This window comes from Nostoc sp. (assembly GCF_036919895.1).
Lineage (GTDB): Bacteria > Cyanobacteriota > Cyanobacteriia > Cyanobacteriales > Nostocaceae > Nostoc.
The window spans coordinates 13913-29768 of record NZ_JBALBW010000071.1 but is presented as its reverse complement, the minus strand read 5'-3'; the positions used below and the strand labels follow the sequence as shown (position 1 = coordinate 29768).

Annotated in this window: 11 protein-coding genes; 5 read left to right on the top strand and 6 right to left on the bottom strand. The window is 42.0% G+C overall.

Annotation, left to right across the window (positions count from 1 at the left end; all coding sequences use genetic code 11):
* Positions 1-156: 156 nt before the first annotated feature.
* The 3 genes from V7K55_RS14060 to dnaG form a co-directional block, all read right to left on the bottom strand.
* Entirely contained in the window at positions 157-471 is a 315-nt protein-coding gene (locus V7K55_RS14060; protein WP_334832236.1) for a HigA family addiction module antitoxin, read from the bottom strand.
* Between the two features lie 12 nt (positions 472-483).
* Positions 484-777 carry a type II toxin-antitoxin system RelE/ParE family toxin gene (locus V7K55_RS14055; RefSeq protein WP_334832234.1) on the bottom strand — a complete coding sequence of 98 codons (294 nt, stop codon included), beginning with the start codon at positions 775-777 and terminating at the stop codon, positions 484-486.
* 155 nt (positions 778-932) lie between these two features.
* Complete coding sequence (dnaG, locus tag V7K55_RS14050; RefSeq protein ID WP_334832232.1) at positions 933-2849, bottom strand: DNA primase; 1917 nt, start codon at positions 2847-2849, stop codon at positions 933-935.
* Positions 2850-3106: 257 nt separating this feature from the next.
* Between dnaG and tftA the strand changes: the two genes are divergently transcribed.
* Entirely contained in the window at positions 3107-4459 is a 1353-nt protein-coding gene (tftA, locus tag V7K55_RS14045) for a hormogonium tapered terminus morphoprotein TftA (RefSeq protein WP_334832230.1), read from the top strand.
* Between the two features lie 150 nt (positions 4460-4609).
* On the opposite strand, the gene V7K55_RS14040 is transcribed toward tftA, so the two are convergent.
* Entirely contained in the window at positions 4610-4741 is a 132-nt protein-coding gene (locus V7K55_RS14040) for a hypothetical protein (RefSeq protein WP_334832228.1), read from the bottom strand.
* 15 nt (positions 4742-4756) lie between these two features.
* Between V7K55_RS14040 and V7K55_RS14035 the strand changes: the two genes are divergently transcribed.
* Both V7K55_RS14035 and V7K55_RS14030 read left to right on the top strand, forming a co-directional pair.
* Positions 4757-7339 (top strand): BsuBI/PstI family type II restriction endonuclease, encoded by a 2583-nt coding sequence (locus V7K55_RS14035; protein ID WP_334832226.1) that lies wholly within the window; start codon positions 4757-4759, stop codon positions 7337-7339.
* Between the two features lie 302 nt (positions 7340-7641).
* Entirely contained in the window at positions 7642-9276 is a 1635-nt protein-coding gene (locus V7K55_RS14030) for an alpha-D-glucose phosphate-specific phosphoglucomutase (protein ID WP_334832224.1), read from the top strand.
* 213 nt (positions 9277-9489) lie between these two features.
* Here V7K55_RS14030 and V7K55_RS14025 read toward each other — a convergent pair whose 3' ends face one another.
* Positions 9490-11334, bottom strand: coding sequence for a tetratricopeptide repeat protein (locus tag V7K55_RS14025; RefSeq protein ID WP_334832222.1), 1845 nt, complete (start codon positions 11332-11334; stop codon positions 9490-9492).
* Between the two features lie 327 nt (positions 11335-11661).
* Positions 11662-12963: an adenylate/guanylate cyclase domain-containing protein gene (locus tag V7K55_RS14020; protein ID WP_334832220.1), complete on the bottom strand. Its 1302-nt coding sequence runs from the start codon at positions 12961-12963 to the stop codon at positions 11662-11664.
* Between the two features lie 147 nt (positions 12964-13110).
* Between V7K55_RS14020 and V7K55_RS14015 the strand changes: the two genes are divergently transcribed.
* Together V7K55_RS14015 and V7K55_RS14010 are read left to right on the top strand one after the other, a co-directional pair.
* Positions 13111-14709, top strand: a complete 1599-nt coding sequence (locus V7K55_RS14015) for a DEAD/DEAH box helicase (protein WP_334832218.1) — start codon at positions 13111-13113, stop codon at positions 14707-14709.
* The gene (locus tag V7K55_RS14010) at positions 14639-15853 is read left to right on the top strand and encodes a DUF790 family protein (protein ID WP_334832216.1); all 1215 of its coding nucleotides are present in this window, start codon (positions 14639-14641) and stop codon (positions 15851-15853) included. Before V7K55_RS14015 ends, V7K55_RS14010 begins: the two co-directional genes overlap by 71 nt.
* Positions 15854-15856 lie beyond the last annotated feature (3 nt).

Here is a 15856-nt window from a genome sequence, read left to right as displayed (position 1 = left end):
GATTTGAGATTACAGTTAGTCCCGAAACTCGATCCGATCGTAGCGATGAAACGCCCTGAAATTAATATTGTTATTGCAGGCAAAATAAGTTAGGGCGTTTGCCTCTACACTCACACCCAGACAATTACTTTGCAACATAACCATTGCTACTTTTTCTCATGTAGTTGCTTCAGAAGTATTGAACTGTCTAATAGTTTTTAATTCCTCTTTTTCTTCCTTAAGAACATGGTAAACTTCCCAATTCTGTTGGAGATTTAACCAAAACTCTGAACTATTTCCAAAAAATTTTGATAATCGTACTGCTGTACTAGGCGTAATACCTCGTTTTTGATTTACAACCTCATTAATTCGTTGATAAGGAACGTGAATTGCATCTGCAAGTTCTCGTTGTGATATTTCCATTGGCTCTAGAAACTCTTTAAGTAATATTTCGCCCGGATGCGAGGGAGACCTATGCTTTGGAACTCTCATCTTTTGCTAACTCTAATGGTAATCTACTATTTCAACTTCTGATGGCCCTTGGGGTGTCCATGTAAAACAAATCCGATATTGGTCATTAATCCGAACACTATACTGACCCTTGCGCTCACCCTTTAGAGCTTCTAAATTGTTACCTGGTGGAACTTTCATATCATCTAAAAAGAACGCTGCATTGAGTTGATCTAATTTTCTCTGTGCAACTTGCCAACAGTTTATAGGACACTGTTTTCGCGCTTGCTTTGAATCTTTACCATCAAAAATGTCTTCAGTTCCTTTGTCATTAAATGATATTATCATAACTAGCACGATAACACGGTTGTCATGCTAGGAAAAAGTATAAGTCATACCCAGCAAGGGATAGGGTAGTTGACTTGTCGTTGATACTCTTGATAAGCTCGTAACATCGAGCCACGTGTGCGCTAGGGTTGGTTGTAAATATTGCCTAGACCAACTTAGATCAAATCTGTGATGGAAAATAGCCGTTGCTTATCTATTTGCTGAAGCTTAATTTTTTCGGCGTAGAAAGCCTGATAATAAGATTGATAGCGCTCTGGTTCAGCTTCTGGATCGGTTTGTTGCCATAGTTCCAAAAAGTGACGATAGCGTTTTTCAAGCATCACCAAATCCATACAAGCGATCGCAGCTTGAACTACTTGAGGAGTCCGAGGTATTTCTATCTTCCATTTCTCGTTCAGATGAAACAGATGCGACACTAATCCTAATTCTTCAGACGATTCTAGGTATCTGTTTTGCAAAGTTGATATTAAATCTAGCTGTTCTTGGGCTGTTTCTAAAATCTGTTGCCATAAAAATCGGTGGTGGGAAAGACTAAATTGTAAATCTCGCTCCTCTAATTCGGCAATAATCGCTTGACGCTGTTCGGGACAATGTAAGTAAATCCTTAGTAATAACCCCTCTGCGTGTTCTAAAAGGCTGCGTTCTGTAGGAAGTGGAGAGTGAGAAACTTTGCTACTTCCCCATGCTTTCTTCGCTGATACGGGCTTAGTATATGCAGTCGCCGCCGGAGCAATTTGAGTTAGCAGATTTTCGACTCGCAGGGGTATAAGTCTGGTATCTCCCAAGCTGAGTATTTCGGCACAGTAAGAAACGTAATAATTTCTTGTATCGCTGTTAGCTATATTTTTAAGTAATTTGACTAATTGCTGAGTTACTTGCTGAAAATCAGTAGCCTGTTTCAAGTCTCGATCTTGAATAATTTGCTGAATTTGCCAGTCTAACCAAAGTGGGGCATTTTTTAGCAGTTCTCCATAATCTTCTGGAGTGTGACTATGCAAATATTCATCAGCATCTTTACCATCTGCTAAATTCAGAATTTTTAGTTGAACTTCACCTTTGTATGCTAGTTCGGCAATTTCCCCGATCGCACGTTCGGCGGCATTGGTTCCGGCTTTATCAGCATCAAAGTTGAGTACTAATTGTTTCGATTCGGTATAGCGTAATATTAGCCGCACTTGTTCTAAGCTTAAGGCTGTACCGAGGGAGGCAATGGCGTTATTAATCCCAGCAGCGTGGAGAGCGATCGCATCAAAATATCCCTCTACCACCACAGCTTGATCGAGTTGGGAAATTCCACCCTTGGCTTGATCGAGGGCAAATAATGTTTTACCTTTACTAAAGAGTTCCGTTTCTGGTGAGTTTAGATATTTCGGTTGTTCATCAGTCAGGGTTCTTCCACCAAAGGCAATGACGCGCCCTTGAACATCACGGATGGGAATCATTAAGCGATCGCGGAATACATCATAATAACCGCCTCCTTCCTTGCGTGGCTTAATTAATCCCGCTTTTTCTAGTATCTGCGCTGGGTGATGTTTATCTTCTACTAAATAACGATAGAGAGTTTCCCAACCTGCGGGGGCAAAACCTAAGCCAAATTGCTGTATAGTTTCTTCTTTGAGTTGGCGGTTAGATTGCAAATATTGAAGTGCCTTTTGTCCTTGGGATTGTCTCAGGGCGTGTTGATAAAACTGGGCGGACATTGCCAGAACTTCATATAACTGCTCGCGCAAAGATAGCTGACGCTGTAATTCTTGGCGTTGTTCGGGTTCTAGGGTTTGTACAGGTACTTGGTAACGCCGTGCTAAATCCAGTACCACATCAGGAAAAGAACGCTTTCCCAACTCCATGACAAACTTAATGGCATTTCCCGCAGCTTGACAGCCAAAGCAATAATACATTTGCTTGGTTTGACTAACGGTGAAACTGGGAGATTTCTCATCATGGAAGGGGCATAAACCGACAAAATCCTTTCCACGTTTGCGTAAAACTACGTATTCGGAGACGACATCTACAATATCAGCCCGTAGTTTAACTTCCTCAATTGTGTCTGGGTGCAAGCGGGGGATTTGCATGGGATTAGGGATTGGGGACTGGGGATTGAGGATAAGGGGTAATGGGGATTAGGGATGAGGGATTAGGTGTTGGGGATTGAAAGTTTACCTATTACCCAGTCCCAAGTCCCCAATCCCCAATCACTAGTCATAAACTTTGGAGAAATACCAAAGGACAAATGACTTTAGACTTCTGATAGCTATTATATTCTTGTTGTCAGACCAAGAATGATGTATACAATTGCTTAGACTTAATTTTATCAGAGGAAATACTGAGGATGGGACGTATTTTTATATCAGCCGCTCATGGAGGCAAAGAAGCTGGAGGAGTAGATCAAGGTGCGATCGCAGGTGGTACAACTGAAGCTAAAGAGATGATTCTGCTGCGGGATTTAATTGTCACGGAACTGAGGGCGCGAAATTTGGAGATTTTGGCGGTTCCCGATGACTTGAGTGCCGCCCAAACCATCACCTGGATCAATTCTCGCGGACGACGGGGTGATGTTGCCTTGGAAATTGAATCTAACGCGGCTAACAGCCCTTCTGTGCGTGGGGCTAGCGTCTTTTATATTGTTAATAATAGCGATCGCAAAAGTAATGCTGAACAGTTACTAATGGGTTTGTTGCGCCGCGTCCCCCAATTACCGAATCGGGGAGTCAAGCCAGATACAGATAGTGGATTAGGTAGTTTAGCATTTTGTCGCCAGACAACGCTTCCAGCTTTGGCGATGCAAGTGGCGTTTCTCAGCAATCCAGAGGATCGGGCTTTGCTGCAAACTCGTCGCCGCGATTTTGCATTGGGAATTGCTGATGGATTGGTAACTTGGAGCCGTGCGATCGATCCCAGTCCTGGAACTCCGGCAGAACCAAATTATCCGCCAATAAATATCAATATTAATGGGCAAAATTACTCAGAACAAGGAGTTTTAGTTAATGGTAATGCTTACATTCCCATTGATTTAGTAGACGTTCTACGGATTGACCTTTCAAAAGCAGCTAATGTCAATCGGATTACCTATCACAAAGTAGTTTATGTCAAAGCAATCGAACTGCGAGATTTTAATGTTGCAGTCAATTGGGATGCTGCAACTCGGACTGTTAGCTTGCGCTCGAATTTGATGGTTTGCTCCGGTCAACTTTCGCGGGTGATGTCGAACGGTAATACTTCAGAAGTCCAGTTACAATTATTTCTGAGAAACAATAATCAAAATGCTTTAGCAAAATTTCCTGACATTCCAAAACTTTATCGAGAAGAAGCAGGTATAGAAGGAGTGAACTATGATATTGCCTTTTGCCAAATGTCTGTAGAAACTGGATTTTTACAGTTTGGTGGTGATGTGAAACCTGAGCAAAATAACTTTGCAGGCTTAGGTGCGATCGGTGGTGGTTCGGAGGCTGCGTCTTTTCCAAGTGCCAGAATTGGAGTTAGGGCGCACGTCCAACATCTAAAAGCTTACGCTAGTTTAGAACCTTTGGTACAAGAAGTAGTAGATCCAAGGTTTCGTTTTGTCACACGTGGAATTGCCCCATTAATCGATCAGCTATCAGGGCGCTGGTCAGCAGATTTGGATTATGGTACGAAGATTTCCGCAATGGTCAAACGATTATATGAATCAGCAGGACTTCTTTGAGTTATGCAAGAGTTTTCAAGTTTATCAATCCCTATATTGTCAGTACGTAACTTAATTAGAGCAGTTAGCATCGCTTGGGAAGTCTCAAAATTACCAAGTACAGTATTTTATTAATTCGTAGCAAATTGAATTTCGTCATCCTCTACAATGTCATGCGTCGGCTTGCATTAAAAACGCTATGCTTTTAGGCAAAACTGGACTAAGATTTTGCACAACGCGATCGCAAAGGTGGTCTATTTCCGGCATCAGGATGTCGTAAAGTTGTTGTAGACTTGATAGCAATTGAAAAAAAATATCGTGAGTGTCCCATCAAGCAGTAGAGCGTTATTAGCAAGTCATAACCCTAGTTTGAGCTTTAGGAGTCTAGCAGAACTATCAACTGGAAAATTGCTTGCAGAAGTGGATCTTCATCGGGCTGTAGCAAGTTTGAAGCTAAGGCAAGACAAAAAAGCATCAATGGGTCAATTTCTGACTCCCGCCTCAGTAGCACAATTAATGGCTGGGATGTTTAATCGGCTGGATTTAGCTGAAATATCCTTGCTTGATCCTGGAGCCGGAATCGGTTCATTACTAGCCGCTTTTGTTGCGAAAGTATGCCAGCATCGACAACACACGTCAAGTTTGCGCGTTGTGGCTTATGAAATTGACCCCTTTCTAATTGGATATTTGCATCAGACTCTAGAGCTATGTAAAAAGGAATGTCAAGGTGTGGATATTTCCTTTAATTACGAAATTCGTGAGACTGATTTTATCGAAGATGCAGTTAGGCTGCTTCAGATTGGTTTATTGAATAGTGTAAACGCAACAGAATTTACTCATGCTATTCTCAACCCGCCTTATTTGAAAATCAATGCTAATTCCAAAGTGCGTGAATTGCTGCGTTCCATCGGTTTAGAAACTAGCAATCTTTATACTGGTTTTATGGCTGCTACAGCGCAACTTCTAAAACCAAATGGCGACTTTGTAGCGATTACCCCGCGCAGTTTTTGTAATGGCCCCTATTTCCGTGACTTCCGCAAAATGTTTTTAGAGATGATGGCTTTACAACAAATACATCTTTTTGAGTCGCGGCAAGAAGCATTTAGTGACGATGATATTTTGCAGGAAACTATCATCATCCAAGCTACAAAACAAAGGCAAAAATCTAGCAACGTCATCATCAATACCAGTTCTGGTGCTAATGATGACTTAATAATGTCACACTCTGTACCATATACAGCTTTAATTAAACCTGACGATTTAGAGCAGTTTATTCATATTATTCCAGATAATATAAGCCAGCAAATCGTTCAGCGAATGGAACTTTTCAGTTGTACGTTGAAAGATTTAGGGCTAACAGTTTCAACAGGACGAGTAGTAGATTTCCGTGCAAAAGAGTACTTAAGGACAAATCTAGAGAACAATACCGTCCCTTTAATTTATCCGGTGAATTTAGCGAATGGATATGTAGAACACCCAAAAATCACCAAAAAGACTCAAGCGATAGTGCATATAGAAGAAACAGCGAATCTTCTAATACCAAATGAACATTATGTTTTATGCAAAAGATTTTCATCGAAAGAAGAGAAAAGGCGTATTGTTGCAGTGGTTTATGATGCGAACCAATTTAATTATGCCTATGTCGGCTTTGAAAATCATTTAAATTACTTTCACAAAGATAGGCGTGGACTTAGCCTTACTTTGGCTCGTGGACTTGCTGTTTATCTAAATTCAACCCTAGTCGATGCTTTTTTTCGGTTATTCAATGGGCATACTCAGGTCAATGCAACAGATTTGCGAAAATTAAAGTACCCTAATTTGGAACAGCTATTTTCATTAGGGACAGCGATTAAAGAGCGGTTTCCTTCGTTGCAAGAAATTGATGAACTTATAGAAAATCAGCTAATTAGTATGTCAAGTCTGTCAGAAAATAATCCAATTAAAACTAAGTCTAGAATTGATGATGCATTGCAAATTCTGACACAATTAGGCTTTCCACGAACACAACTTAACGAACGGTCAGCTTTAACTCTCCTGGCGTTGCTTAACTTAAAGCCGATAGACTCTTGGCAATTAGCAACTTCCCCTTTGATGGGAATTACGCCAATGATGAATTTTATGGCTCAACATTATGGGAAAACCTATAAGCCCAATACACGGGAAACAGTTCGCCGCCAGACAGTTCATCAATTTCTGGATGCAGCTTTGATAGTTGCTAATCCAGATGATTTAAGCCGCCCTATCAACAGTCCAAAAACTGTATATCAAATTCAGAATAGTGCGCTTGAACTCTTGCGAACCTACGGTACTGAAGAATGGGAAAAAAGCATCTCTACTTATCTTGCTTCAGTTGAAACTTTGAAAAAGCAGTATGCTCAAGAACGGGAAATTTCCCGTATTCCGATAGTAATTGACGGAGAAATTAAAACTTTATCGCCAGGTGGACAGAATATTCTAATTGAAAAAATTATTAATGATTTTGCTCCTCGTTTTACTCCTAGTGGAAAGCTCATCTATGTTGGCGATACAGATGAAAAGTTCGCCCATTTCGATGAAGTAGCATTGACAGATTTGGGTGTTAACATCGATTCTCATGGCAAAATGCCAGATGTGATTATTCACTTCACAACAAATAACTGGTTGGTGCTGATTGAGGCTGTAACCTCACATGGCCCAATTAATCCTAAACGGAAGAAGGAACTTGAAGTCTTATTCAGAAGTGCCGAAATACCTCTGGTGATGGTGACAACATTTCTCAGTCGTAAGGCAATGATGCCATATTTGGCAGAGATTGCTTGGGAAACGGATGTTTGGGTTGCTGAAGATTCAACTCACCTAATTCATTTCAATGGTGAATCTTTATTGCAGGGTTACCAAATAGAGAAGAAGCAAATTTTCTGAGTACAAAGCAATACGGTTTAGTTAGGGCTTAACTCTTTATCAAAGTCAATTTTTTTAACGAACCGCAAAGGGCGCAAAGAACACAAAGCAAAAAAAGAAAAGAAAAAGAAGAAATACTTAACTGAACTGTATTGGAGTATAAAGCAGAATTCAGGTGTCTGTGTACTTAGTACAGCTTTGCGTAAAAATGAATCACTCCAAAGGTAGAAAGAGAGGATACACAAAGGTTTAATACGGGGCAATTTTTTTTGTAACGAACTTATGCAAAGCTGTAAGAGAAAATGCCTTGTTAAATACGCTCTATGAACATCCGTAAAATCTCTACTACTCCCTTTAGCGACCAAAAGCCCGGTACTTCTGGGCTGCGGAAAGCAGTTAAGCCTTTTCAGCAACCCCACTACCTGGAAAATTTTATCCAATCCATCTTCGATTCTGTGGGGGAATTACAGGGGCAAACCCTAGTTCTGGGTGGTGATGGCCGTTATTACAATCGCCAAGCCATTCAAATCATTTTGAAAATGGCTGCTGCTAATGGTATTGGGCTGATTAAAGTTGGTCAGGGGGGGATTTTGTCTACTCCGGCAACTTCCGCTATTATTCGCAAGTACCAAGCCATTGGCGGCATCATCTTGTCTGCTAGTCATAATCCAGGCGGGCCAAATGGTGACTTTGGTGTGAAATATAACATTAGCAACGGTGGCCCAGCGCCAGAAAAGGTGACTGAGGCTATCTACGATCGCAGTAAAGTAATTGATAGCTACCAAATTCTGGAAGCACCAGATGTAGATTTAGAAACCTTGGGTGAGTCACATTTGGGAGAGACGGTAGTTGAGGTGATTGACTCCGTACAAGATTATCAAGAATTAATGGAGTCCCTGTTTGATTTCGATCGCATTCAGCAACTGTTGACTTCTGGAAATTTTCGGATTAGCATCGATGCCTTACATGCGGTAGCTGGCCCTTATGCTCATGCCATTTTTGAGAAACGTTTGGGCGCACCAGTAGGAACTGTGCGTAATGGTACACCCCTAGAAGACTTTGGGGGCGGACACCCCGATCCAAATCTGGTTTATGCCCATGAGTTGGTGGATATTTTGTACGGAGAGAATGCGCCAGACTTTGGAGCAGCTTTTGATGGAGATGGCGATCGCAATATGATTTTAGGGCATAAGTTCTTTGTCACTCCTAGCGATAGCCTCGCAATCTTAGCTGCAAATGCCAAGCTAGTCCCTGGTTATAGTTCCGGTTTAGCTGGGGTAGCGCGATCGATGCCTACTAGTCAAGCTGTGGATCGAGTTGCCGCTCGGATTGGAATTGAATCTTATGAAACGCCTACTGGTTGGAAGTTTTTCGGAAATCTATTAGATGCGGGTAAAGCTACTCTCTGCGGTGAAGAAAGCTTTGGTACTAGTTCTAACCACATCCGCGAAAAAGATGGTGTATGGGCAGTTCTGTTCTGGTTGAATATTCTGGCAGAGCGGCAACAATCTGTTGAGCAAATTGTCCGGGAACACTGGCAGACTTATGGACGCAATTATTATTCCCGCCATGACTATGAAGGGATAGAGATTGAGCCAGCAAACACCTTAATCGCAAGATTGGATTCTTTATTGCCAACTCTTAAAGGCAAGCAATTCGGTAACTATCAAGTTGAATACAGTGATGACTTTAGTTATACCGATCCTGTTGATGGCAGCGTTAGCGAAAAACAAGGTATTCGTATTGGCTTTACCGATGGTTCTCGCATTGTGGTGCGACTTTCTGGGACGGGGACTCAAGGTGCAACGCTAAGGATTTACATAGAAAGCTATGAGGCAGATCCTGCTAAACATAACCTCGATCCACAGGAAGCACTTGCTTCTTTGATCGCTATTGTTGAGGAGATAGCCCAGATCCGCGAACTTACAGGGCGCGAAAAACCAACTGTAATCACTTAGTAAGAAGTTAGAGCTTTTCCTAATTAAAAGATGCAGATTATAGCCCAATACAGTCCAGTTAAAGTTAGTTTTTTTACTAACCACAGAGGCGCAGAGAACACAGAGAGAAGACATAAATGCTTTAACATGAACTGTACCGCATCATAGCCCCCTCCCCGCAAGCGGGGAGGGGGTTGGGGGTGGGGTTCTTGTATCTCACCAGACCGGGAAACGCTATATATCTTGTTTGTATACTTCTAATAGTTTGGGAATGTGATCGTACCCATCTACACCGATAACTGCAATGATTTTAGGGCGATGTTGCTGTAAGAAATTGTGGAATGCTTCTGCCCCAATTTGTCCTTGCAAAATTGTTAGTAAACCTGCCGCTTGTCGCCACTCATTAGAAGCTATTTGCTCTAAAAGATACATTCCCAAACAACCTGTGTAAACGGTTTTTTCCGAATTTTGGAGATGGTAATAAGCTTCTGCTAAATAAGCTAAGTTCCGCCCTTGGAGATACAAATCGCCGGAAACTTGCGCTGTTTTAAAGCCATCTTCAAGATATTTAATTGCAGTTTGGTGTTCTCCAATTACTAGATAGGCAATTCCTAAGCTGCTGACACATAAGGCTTTACTTTGAATATCACCTAATTTTTCCGATAATTTTAAACCTTGTTCTAAATAGTTAATTGCGGCTTCATAAGTTTCGGGTTCTAGGTTTTCTAGCTCTTGAGCCTGCATGACTTCGCTATAACCTAAATTTACCAGTGCGTTTGCTTCTCCGGTGCGATCGCCTGCTTGCCGACTCAAGATTAATGCTCGTTGGCTGTAGTTAATTGCTTCAGCATAATTTTGCTGTTGCACATAAGTACGGCTGAGGTGGTTGAGATTGGCTATTTCACAGGTGCGATCGCCTGCATTCCTGGCTATCTCTAACGCCTGCTGATGAAAATCTATTGAGCGCTGGTATTGTCCTAAAGCACGCTGCGAATAACCTAAAAGGGTCAAAATCCGTGCCTTTTCTTGGGTTCCCTCGCCTCGTCGCAATGGTTCATCCAAATAATCGAGGGCATCTCGCAAATAAGTACCAGTAAAAGAGGCAAATATCCCGCCATAAAAGGGAAAATACGGACGCTGGGCAAAGGTTCGCAAAATTTGGAGCATGATTTGAGAACAGGCATCAGCATATACTGTCCCAATGCTGCCAAAACCACTTGCTAATTGACTCCAAATCACTGCAAAGGTCAAAAAAGTGGAAATGGACAACTTTGGCCCCGCCTTAACATCGTAAGCTTGTTGGTCAAACCAGTTAATTAGCCCCCGTTGCAAGAACTGTAAAATCAATGCCATTTCCACCCAATCTCTGAGGGTGATTCCCCGTTGTCGCTGGGCAAATTCAATTGCGGATTCTTCCATCGCTAAGGTGCGAAGCAGTGCTTTGGGTAACTCACTATTGAGTTGTTTAGCCCAACTTGCCCAAGGGCCACGTTCTCCGGGTACGCCGCCAAATCCTAAAGCTTCTTTTTGCTCGTACATCCAACTGAGCAAGTTGTCTTGCAATCGCTGCCAAGAAGCTAAACCACGGGTAATCCCTTCGGAAAACTGTTCTAAATCAGCATCTGCCTGGGCAAATTGCTGTAATGCCTTTGATAATTGCTGTAGCTGTTGCGAATTTAGCGGATACTTCTGATTGGGGTCAGTAATCCGTAAAAATGTCGCTAGACGCTCGTCAGCCGGGGCTGTGGTAATTTCTGCAACTGCGGAAGCGATCGCTTCTGTGGTTTTATTTTGCTCTTGCCAACGTTGCCATTGGCTTTGAATGGTCTTAATGGCTCTCAAACTGCGAGTAGCCTTGCCTTTCTTGAGTTCGTCGTTTTCACTATCTACTTGGCTTTGGAGAGCATTCAGGCGATCGCTCAAAACTAACTCAAAGACTTCCCCAGTACCGGAAGTAATGCCTTTAAGCAGCATTTGATACACCATCTCAACAGAGCTAATTTTGCCCTTGAGGGTGGCTTCAACAATTTCATCGATTAAGGCAAGATAGCGATCGCGCAATGGCAGAGAATCTGACACTTTAGCTATTAAGAAACGTCACGTCAATTCTAATTCTAGTCCCCGTTAACGAGTATTTGAACGAGGGACTTGGGAAACTTGGATGGGGAGTCAGACCCCACCCAACCAAGTTTTGTTCGCGCAGCGTCTCGTAAGAGAGCGTCATAGCCTATCGGAGACATCGCTCAACATTTATTATGCATCGGAAAAATACACATCAAAGCAGTTCCTTCTGCGAATCTATCTAAAGTAATAAAACTTAGTTTTAGCAAAGGTTAAATAGCTGAAATTTATCGCTCTAATTACACACTTTATATTTTTAGATATCCGCCAAACAGCATAGTTTTATTAAGCTTTTAACTTAATTTCTTTTAGGATATAAGTCATCATTTCTCCTTTGCCTTTGACCTGAATTAAACCTCGTTTATCCAATAGGTATTGATCCTTTAAAAGCTGATAAGTTGCTTCACAAACTTGAATACTACCTGCTATCCCATGTGATTCCATTCTACTAGCAGTATTTACTGTATCTCCCCAGAGGTCGTAGGCAAACTTTTTCAGTCCAATCACCCCTGCCACAACTGGGCCTGTACTAATGCCAATACGGATGCGAAATAATTGATTGTTTTCTGCATTGAAGGTAGCTATAGCAATTTGCATATCTAACGCCATATTAGCTATTGTTGGAGCATGGTCATTAGACTTATTTGGCAATCCGGCAACAGCCATATATGCGTCACCAATAGTCTTGATTTTCTCTACCCCATGACGTTCTGCTAATTGGTCGAATAAACAGAATATTGTATTTAATAACTCGACTAATTCCGCAGGAGATGTCCGAGTTGAAAGCTCTGTAAAACCGACAATATCGGCAAATAATACCGTAACTTCTAGAAAACTGTCAGCAATAGTTGTAGGCTGTTGTTTTAATTGTTCTGCAATCATCTCTGGCAGAATATTTAGTAACAGCCGTTCAGATTTTTCCTGCGCCAGTTCCATTGCTTTACGGGCGTAAAATTCTTTTTTTCGCAAGCGTTCGTATAAATAGACAGAAAATACACAAATTACGCAAGTCCAAAAGAAGTATAATCCTTGTTCAGCATAAAAAGCTGATGGATTCTTCAATGTAGGATTATATAAGAGATATAAGGTTAAATAGCAAATTATTGTTCCGAGTTGAGATATTAAATGCATCCACCATTGGACTGGTATGATTGTAGCCTGAGTGAGAAACATCAGAGTCCAAATATTGTTTCTAGGTTCCAGACTATTAAACAGCAAAGCTATATCAATTTGGACAACACAAGTTACAGCCCAGCATAAACTCAAAAAAATTAAGTCAGGATGGCGGCGACCGATAGGAGTTTTACATAAACCCCAACAAATAAGAGTGAATAATTCTACTACAATCCCAATTTTAAAAGCGTATATCTTGCCTTCTAGATGTGAATTTGCCCAAAGAAAAAAAGCGATTAAAGTTAAGCCAGCTACCAGCAGAATCTGCGCCTGCAATTGCAGCCGTTTTATCAGAAAGCTCTGTCGCTGTTCTTTGTAAGATTTGGCAAGGCTATTGTTTGTTTGTGGATCGGACATTCCATGACTGATGAGCGCATCTAGTTGGTTTTTGTCTAAGTTACTTGGATGAATCATGCACTTTTTACGTTATTAGTAATCAAGGGAGTGGGGACTGAGGGGGAAGAAAGAACGGGAGCAATTCCCAATCCTAATTCCCAATCCTAATTCCCAATCCTAATTCCCAATCCCCAATTCCCAATCCCCAATCTCCAATCCCCATAAATGGCTCGTACCCCTACACTAAATTTTGATCGTGGCACATTAATTTTGCATCCACCACCACGTGGCAAAGGTTGGATGGACTACGCTACGTGGGATGATAGAGTTGAAAAATTCCGCATTCCAGCAATTAGATACCGATCGCTAGTGGAAGCACTACAAGCGGAAGATGTGAATTTTATCGATGAGGCCAAGCAATTTTATCCTGTAGAGTTGGTTCCCACTCTGGAAATGGAACCCTATCCCCACCAAACTGAGGCGCTAGCGGCTTGGAAACTGGCGGGTAGGCAAGGGGTAGTTGTGCTTCCCACGGCGGCGGGAAAGACCTATTTGGCGCAAATGGCGATGCAGTCAACGCCGCGCACGACGTTGATTGTAGTGCCAACTTTGGATTTAATGCATCAGTGGTATGCACATTTAGTAGCGGCTTTCCCTGATGCTGAAGTGGGATTGTTGGGAGGTGGTTCGCGGGATAGAACGGCTATCTTAGTTGCAACTTATGACAGTGCAGCAATTCACGCCGAAACCTTGGGAAATCAATATGCGTTGATTGTTTTTGACGAATGTCACCACTTACCAACAGATTTTAATCGGGTAATTGCGGAATATGCGATCGCACCTTATCGTCTGGGACTCTCTGCTACACCAGAACGCACCGATGGTAAACACGCTGACTTAAATATCCTCATTGGTCAAGAAGTATATCGCAAACGCGCCGAAGATTTGGCGGGGAAGGCGTTAGCAGAGCATGAAATTGTCCAAATAAAGGTCAAGTTATCGCAAGTTGAGCGGGAAAGATACAACCAGTTAATTCAAACCCGCAACGACTTTTTGAAGCAATCGAAAATTTCTTTGGGGAGTCTGCAAGGTTGGCAAATGTTCGTGCAAATGAGTGCGCGATCGCAATCTGGAAGGAGGGCGATGTTAGCGCACCGGGAAGCGAAAGATATCGCTTTGGGGACTGATGGGAAGTTGCGAATTTTAATTAATTTATTGGCAGAACATTATCCAGCACGAATTTTGATTTTTACTGCTGATAATGCGACAGTTTACCGTATTTCTCAAGATTTGCTAATTCCGGCAATTACTCATCAAACTCCTGTGAAGGAACGGCATGAAATATTAACTAAGTTTCGAGAGGGAAAATATAATACTTTGGTTGCTTCTCATGTGTTGAATGAAGGGGTTGATGTACCTGCGGCTTCTGTGGCGATTATTTTATCGGGGACGGGTTCGGCTAGGGAGTATACTCAGCGATTGGGGAGGATTTTACGGAAGGGGAATATTGAGAATAAACAGGCGATTTTGTATGAGGTGGTGGCGGAGGATACGAGTGAGGAGGGGACTTCGGCTAGGAGAAGAGGGGAGAGGAGGGACGAACCGCAGAGACGCGGAGGGCGCAGAGAGGAGGAGAAGAAGGGGAAGTTGGAGGTTGTGTATGGGAGTGGGAAGGAAAGGGGTTTGAAGGCTGCGGAACAGTTAGAAATTAATTATTCAACGGGAAGTCCAAAATCTAAAATCAAAAATTCAGATGTTACCGACAGATTTATTGATGCATCGCCAAAACGGGGAGGAGATCATCCCGAAGAGACTGAAGATTGATCGGGTAACTTCGGAGTTGGCGATTGAGTTAATTAATTATTTTCAATCAGCAGTGGGGAAGACTCAAGGTGTGCTTGAGCGACAATTGACTGATTTTGAAGGAGATTCTACAGATTATCGGGTGAAGCGAGGGTTAGCTTATATTCTCAAAAGCGGTTTTTGTACTTTTGAGGTGGTTAGTCCTTTGGAACCACAAATGTTAAGAGAACGGGTGTTTTCTCTGTCTGCAAAGTCTGTTTCTAGTCGGGAATCAACACAAGTTACTTTGAGTAGAATTGCTGATGAGTTAACTCAAGAACTTGAGCGGGAAGTTTTATTAGAACAAATTCGGAATGGATTATATGCTGATTTATCTGAAAATAAGATTTTGACTGTTTTTGATGCACCAACAGCGCCAGATGTGTTAAATCGATATAACTTATCTCAGGTGCAGGGTGTGTTTTATAAGGCCAGTAAACTGGTGTTAAATGCTCATCGGAATGTTCCGGGAGAATATAAGCTGTTATTTCGCTATTTAAAGTTGTTTCAATTGATGGCTTATATTGAGGGTGATGCTGACCACGGGTTTACAATTACGATAGACGGCCCGACTAGTTTGTTCAATTCTAGTACGCGATATGGGTTAGCGATCGCTAAAATGATTCCGGCTTTACTTCATGTTACTAAATGGAGTCTTTCTTCGATTCTGCAAACCCGCGATGCTTATACAGATACTTGGAAAACTGGACGTTTTACCCTCAATTCTGAATGTGGTTTGGTATCCCACTATCCACCAGGAAAGCCCTACGATAGTATGCTAGAAGCATCCTTTGCTGATAAGTGGGATGCGTTGAAAAGTGGTTGGGCGTTAGAGCGAGAAGTTGATTTGATCCCAATTCCCGGTAGCGTGATGATTCCTGATTTTCGCTTGGTGCATTCTGATGGACGCACCTTCTTATTAGAAATCGTTGGTTATTGGCGGCCTGAATATTTACAAAAGAAGTTTTCTCAAGTGCGACGGGCTGGACGTGATGATTTAATTTTGGCAATTTCCGAGCGACTTAATTTAGAAAAGGCGGGAGTAAAATTAAATGATGTCCCCGCGAGAATTGTTTGGTTTAAAGATAAGTTATTGCCGAAAGCTGTGTTAGCTGTAATGGATTGATTA

Excerpts from the sequence above, each read along its gene's own strand:
- V7K55_RS14060 (WP_334832236.1), bottom strand. The coding sequence starts at position 471 with ATGAGAGTTCCAAAGCATAGGTCTCCCTCGCATCCGGGCGAAATATTA.
- V7K55_RS14055 (WP_334832234.1), bottom strand. The coding sequence starts at position 777 with ATGATAATATCATTTAATGACAAAGGAACTGAAGACATTTTTGATGGT.
- dnaG (WP_334832232.1), bottom strand. The coding sequence starts at position 2,849 with ATGCAAATCCCCCGCTTGCACCCAGACACAATTGAGGAAGTTAAACTA.
- tftA (WP_334832230.1), top strand. The coding sequence starts at position 3,107 with ATGGGACGTATTTTTATATCAGCCGCTCATGGAGGCAAAGAAGCTGGA.
- V7K55_RS14030 (WP_334832224.1), top strand. The coding sequence starts at position 7,642 with ATGAACATCCGTAAAATCTCTACTACTCCCTTTAGCGACCAAAAGCCC.
- V7K55_RS14020 (WP_334832220.1), bottom strand. The coding sequence starts at position 12,963 with ATGATTCATCCAAGTAACTTAGACAAAAACCAACTAGATGCGCTCATC.
- V7K55_RS14015 (WP_334832218.1), top strand. The coding sequence starts at position 13,111 with ATGGCTCGTACCCCTACACTAAATTTTGATCGTGGCACATTAATTTTG.
- V7K55_RS14010 (WP_334832216.1), top strand. The coding sequence starts at position 14,639 with ATGTTACCGACAGATTTATTGATGCATCGCCAAAACGGGGAGGAGATC.